The following is a 4,623-nucleotide window of genomic DNA, read 5'->3' as shown; positions in this document are numbered from 1 at the left end:
TACACGACCCAGGCCCCTTCCCGGTTGGAGGTGCTGGGCAGTGAGCGGGATCCGTCGATAAGCGAGGCGTTTTCCGCCATCGATTACGACCGCACGCTGGACATCCTGCGACGGCACTACAACATCCTGCTCACCGACTGCGGAACCGGAATCGTCCATGGCGCGGTGGGGTCGATCCTGGCGCAGGCGAACTGCCTGGTGCTCGTGGCGACGCCCGCTCTGGACGGCGCGAGGTCCGCGTGGGCGACCCTCGACTGGCTCTCCGCTCACGGCTGGGCGGACCTGGTGTCGTCCACGGTCGTGGTGGTCAACCAGCTCACCGACGTCGGCGTCGACGCGGAATCGCTGCGGGACCTGTTCGGCCAACGATGCCGTGCGGTGCAGGTGATCCCGCACGACCCGCACGTCGCCCGCGGCGCGGACATAGACATCGAGCTGCTCAAGCCCGCGACGCGGCTGGCGTACCGGGAGCTCGCCGCAATGATCGCCGACGACTTCGCCCAGCCCGGCGGGCGGCACCGGTAGGTGAGCCGGGGCCCAGACCGGGGCCAGTCAGACCGGCTGGCAGGTCGGGCAGTAGAAAACGCGCCGGGACTCGATGGGCGTCTCCGCCACCGGGGTTCCGCAGACGTGGCACGGCCGGCCGGTGCGGCGGTAGACGTAGACCTCGCCGCCATGGTCGTCGGCGCGCGGCTCCCGGCCCATCGCCTCCGGCATGTGCTCGGGCCGGACGGTGTCGATGCGGCCGACGCGGACGCCGTCCTCCATCAATTCGCGCAGATCGTCCCACATGTCGCCGAGGGTCCCCGCGTCCAGCGCGGCACCCGGGGTCAACGGGTGGATGCCCAACCGGAACAGGGTCTCGGTCCGGTAGATGCTGCCCACCCCGGCGTAGAGCTTCTGGTCGACCAGCAGCGCGCCGATGGGCCGGCGCGACCGGCGCACGCGATCGACGATCGCGCCGGGTTCGGCGTCGCCGCGCAGCGGGTCCTCCCCCACCTTCGCGATCGCCGCCGACCGCACCTCGTCGGTGATCAACCGGCACCACTGGGGGCCGCGCAGATTCGCGGATTCCTCGCCGTTGGAGACGTGCAGCCGCACCTGGCCGGCGACGTCATCGGGCCCCTCGAACTTCAGGTGCCCGATCAACCCCAGGTGGATGTGGATGATGTTGTCGGGCCGCGGCACGTCGAACTCCACGAACAGATGCTTGCCCCACGCTTCGGCATGGGCGAGTTCATGGCCGTCGACCAGCGCGGCCTCCGCCGCGAACCGCCCCTGCGGGCTGGTCACCGACAGCGGACGGCCCGCGAAGCGCGCGTTCAAATCCCGCGCGAGACGATGGATGACATGACCTTCGGGCATGCCTGAACCATAACGGCCGCCCCGATGCGGACATCGGGGCGGCCGGTCATTTCGCGCGGGGGTCTAGCGGCGCAGCGTGGTCGCTCCAGGGCGGTGTCGCCGCCAATGCGCGGCGCGCAGAGCTTGGCCGCCCCTACTTCTCGACGGCCTCGCGGTACGGGGTCGCGTCGACCTCGCCGGTGGTCTTCGGCTGCCACTGTGCGTTGCGGTCCTTGTCCACCAGCACCGCGCGGACGCCCTCGGCGAAGTTCGGGTCATGGCGCAGGATGCGGCCGATGGCGTACTCGTTGCGCAGGCCGGTGCGCAGGTCGACGCCCTCGGCGGCGTTGGCGGCGTACAGCTCCGCGCCGGCGACCAGGGAGGTCGGGGCGGCCGAACGCAGCAGGTCGTTGATCACGCGGCGCTCCTCGCCGGAGCACTTGCCGCCGTCGAGGGCGTTCTCGATCTCGCGCCACGTGTCGAACCCGAAGATCTGGCGCGCGCACGGCGCGAACGCGGCGAGGTTCGACTCGCCGGCCTCGGAGTGGTCCCGGGCGAACTCGTCGAGCGCCGCCTCGATGCCGTCGGCGTCGACGGCGCGGAGGAAGTTCTCCAGCGAATCCTGCGGCACGAAGTGGGTGGCCCAGCCGGCCCACAGCAGGTCGGCGGCGTTGAGGCGGTAACCGGTCAGCCCCAGGAAACGGGCGATGGCCGGCTCCGGGTGGCCGGAGGCGGTGTCGACGTGCTGCGAGAACCAGGAAATGCCCACGTCCGGCACGAAGCCGATGGCCATCTCCGGCATCGCGGCCGAGGCGCGCTCGGTGACCACGCGGTGCGAACCGTGCAGCGACACGCCCAGGCCGCCGCCCATGGCGATGCCGTCGATGACGGCGACGTACGGCTTCGGGAACTCCGCGATCGCGGCGTTCATCTCGTACTCCTCGGAGAAGAACGCGTCGCCCTCGGCCGAGTTGCCCGCGACCTGCGCGTCGCGCACCTGGCGGACGTCGCCGCCGGCGCAAAACGCCTTCGGGTGCTCGGACACGACGACGACCTGCTCGACGGCGTCGTCGTCGCGCCACGCGTCGAGGGCCTCGTTGATGTGCCGCACCATGCCCAGATCCAGCGAGTTCAGCGCCTTCGGGCGGTTGAGGGTCAGTCGGCCCGTGCGGCCGGAAACGTCCTTGATCACCGATTCAGTCATGCCGACCAGTGTGGCACACGACACACCCGGCCGCCACAAAAAGTTAACCGTGATTCGCGCAAACTACACCCGCTCCCCCACGGGACTGCTTTACGACGAAACGACCGCCCACGCGCAGCTGCGTGGACGGTCGTGGCGTCGTAAAGCGAATTACTTCTTGTCGGACTTGCCGGACTTGGCCTTGCCGGAATCCGCCTTGGCCTTCTTCGCCTTCTTGGCGGCCTTGACCACACCCTCCTCGAGCTTGCGGGCGACGTCGGGGACGTAGCGGAACTCGGTGCGCGGCGGGCGCTCGTAGGACGCCTCGGACGCCGGGCGCTCCGGGATGGTCGGCATCTCGCGCTCGATGTGCTCGTACGGAATGGTCGACAGCAGGTGGCTGATGACGTTGATGCGCGAACGCTTCTTGTCCTCGGACTCGACGGTGTACCAGGGGGCCGACGGAATGTCGGTGTGGATGAACATCTCGTCCTTCGCGCGGGAGTAGTCCTCCCAGCGGGTGATCGACTCCAGGTCCATCGGCGACAGCTTCCAGCGGCGCAGCGGATCCTCGCGGCGCGACTCGAAACGCTTGACCTGCTCCTCGTCCGACACCGAGAACCAGTACTTGCGCAGCATGATGCCGTCCTCGACCAGCAGGCGCTCGAAGATCGGGGCCTGGTGCAGGAAGCGGCGGTACTCCTGCGACGTGCAGAAGCCCATGACGCGCTCAACGCCGGCGCGGTTGTACCAGGAGCGGTCGAAGATGACGATCTCGCCCGCGGTCGGCAGCTTCTCCACGTAGCGCTGGAAGTACCACTGGCCCGACTCGCGCGACGTCGGCGCCGGCAGCGCCTCGATGCGGCAGGTGCGCGGGTTCAGGTACTGGGTGATGCGCTTGATGGCGGAACCCTTGCCCGCGGCGTCGCGGCCCTCCATGATCACCACGACGCGCGCTCCGGTCTCGACGACCCACTGCTGCATCTCGACGAGCTCGGCCTGCAGGCGCTTGAGCTCCTTCTCGTAGGCGTTCTTCTTGAGCTTCGGCGGGCGCTGCACGTCGTCGTTGGTCATGACAGGAAGTTTACCCGGAGTCACCCTTCCCGAGAATCTCCCCGGGTGTGACCTTCGCCGGGGGCCGCGGCCGCTTTGCGACGCCTACCGCCGCGTGTAGAACCGCAGCGTCACCTGCGCCGTGATGCCCGCGAACAGCGCGCCGACGACGACGATGATCGGTGCGACCAGCCAGATGTCGGCGTTGGTCACCGGCGCGATCAGCTGCGCCTGATACAGGCCCTGCATGGCGGGGTCGATGACCGCGGCCTTGCCGGCGAACAGGCCGGCGACCGCCAGCACGCCGCCGATGACCGCGGCGATGACCGCCTCCAGCACGAACGGGGCCTGCGTGAACCAGCGGGTCGCGCCGACCATGCGCATGATCTCGACCTCGGTGCGGCGCGAATACGCCGCGATCTGCACCATGTTCGCTATGAGGAAGATCGCCGCCAGCGCCTGGATGCCGGCGATGAGGAACGTCGCGTTGCGGATCGAGTCGAGGTTGGACGCGGCGTTGCCGATGTCCTCGCGCTGGTCCGTGACGTGGACGACCTGCTCCATGTCGCGCACCGGGTCCAGCGGCGACACGTCGGTCGGGTCCTCCAGGCGCACCAGCAGCACGGCGGGCAGCGACTCCGGGGTGGCGTTGGCGACCAGCGCCGGGTCGGTGTCCTCGAACAGCGTCACGAAGTGCTCGTAATTCTGCTGGCGGTTGCGGTAGGTGACCTGCTCGACGCCGTCTTCGGCCTCGAGGGTCTCGCGGACCTCGGCGCAGGCGTCGGAGCCGCAGGTCTCGTCCTCCGCGGAGATGGCCTCGTCGAGTTCGATGAGGATCTCGACGCGGTCGAGGTAGAGGTCCTTGGTGTCGTTGGTCATGCCGGTGACCAGCAGGCCCGACGCCAGCAGCGCCAGCGAGATGGCGGTGGTGATGATCATCGCCACCGTCATGGTCACGTTCTTGGTCAATCCGGAGAGGGCTTCCCCGAGCACGAAGCGGGTCTTCATCGCTTTTTACCTGCGTCCTTGATTCTCAGTCGTCG

The 4,623-nt window shown here is 68.9% G+C and carries 5 protein-coding genes; 1 reads left to right on the top strand and 4 read right to left on the bottom strand.

Translation table 11 applies throughout. The features are described from left to right. Positions 1 to 525: MinD/ParA family protein (locus GX015_RS04090; RefSeq protein ID WP_291342992.1), on the top strand; the 525-nt coding region annotated here is incomplete at its 5' end. Between the two features lie 27 nt (positions 526 to 552). Here GX015_RS04090 and GX015_RS04085 read toward each other — a convergent pair. The 4 genes from GX015_RS04085 to ftsX all read right to left on the bottom strand — a co-directional run bounded on the left by GX015_RS04085 (position 553) and on the right by ftsX (position 4,588). Beyond that, positions 553 to 1,365: a DNA-formamidopyrimidine glycosylase family protein gene (locus GX015_RS04085; protein WP_102211667.1), complete on the bottom strand. Its 813-nt coding sequence runs from the start codon at positions 1,363 to 1,365 to the stop codon at positions 553 to 555. A 133-nt stretch (positions 1,366 to 1,498) separates the two neighbouring features. After that, positions 1,499 to 2,548, bottom strand: coding sequence for an enoyl-CoA hydratase/isomerase family protein (locus tag GX015_RS04080; RefSeq protein WP_291342989.1), 1,050 nt, complete (start codon positions 2,546 to 2,548; stop codon positions 1,499 to 1,501). 150 nt (positions 2,549 to 2,698) lie between these two features. Continuing rightward, positions 2,699 to 3,601, bottom strand: coding sequence for a polyphosphate kinase 2 (gene ppk2 / locus GX015_RS04075; RefSeq protein WP_291342988.1), 903 nt, complete (start codon positions 3,599 to 3,601; stop codon positions 2,699 to 2,701). A gap of 84 nt (positions 3,602 to 3,685) precedes the next feature. After that, positions 3,686 to 4,588: a permease-like cell division protein FtsX gene (gene ftsX / locus GX015_RS04070; RefSeq protein WP_291342987.1), complete on the bottom strand. Its 903-nt coding sequence runs from the start codon at positions 4,586 to 4,588 to the stop codon at positions 3,686 to 3,688. Positions 4,589 to 4,623 lie beyond the last annotated feature (35 nt).

Source organism: Corynebacterium sp. (assembly GCF_012837295.1).
Taxonomy (GTDB): Bacteria; Actinomycetota; Actinomycetes; order Mycobacteriales; family Mycobacteriaceae; genus Corynebacterium.
The sequence above is the reverse complement of the archived record's forward strand: the minus strand, read 5'-3'. Positions and strand labels throughout refer to the sequence as shown.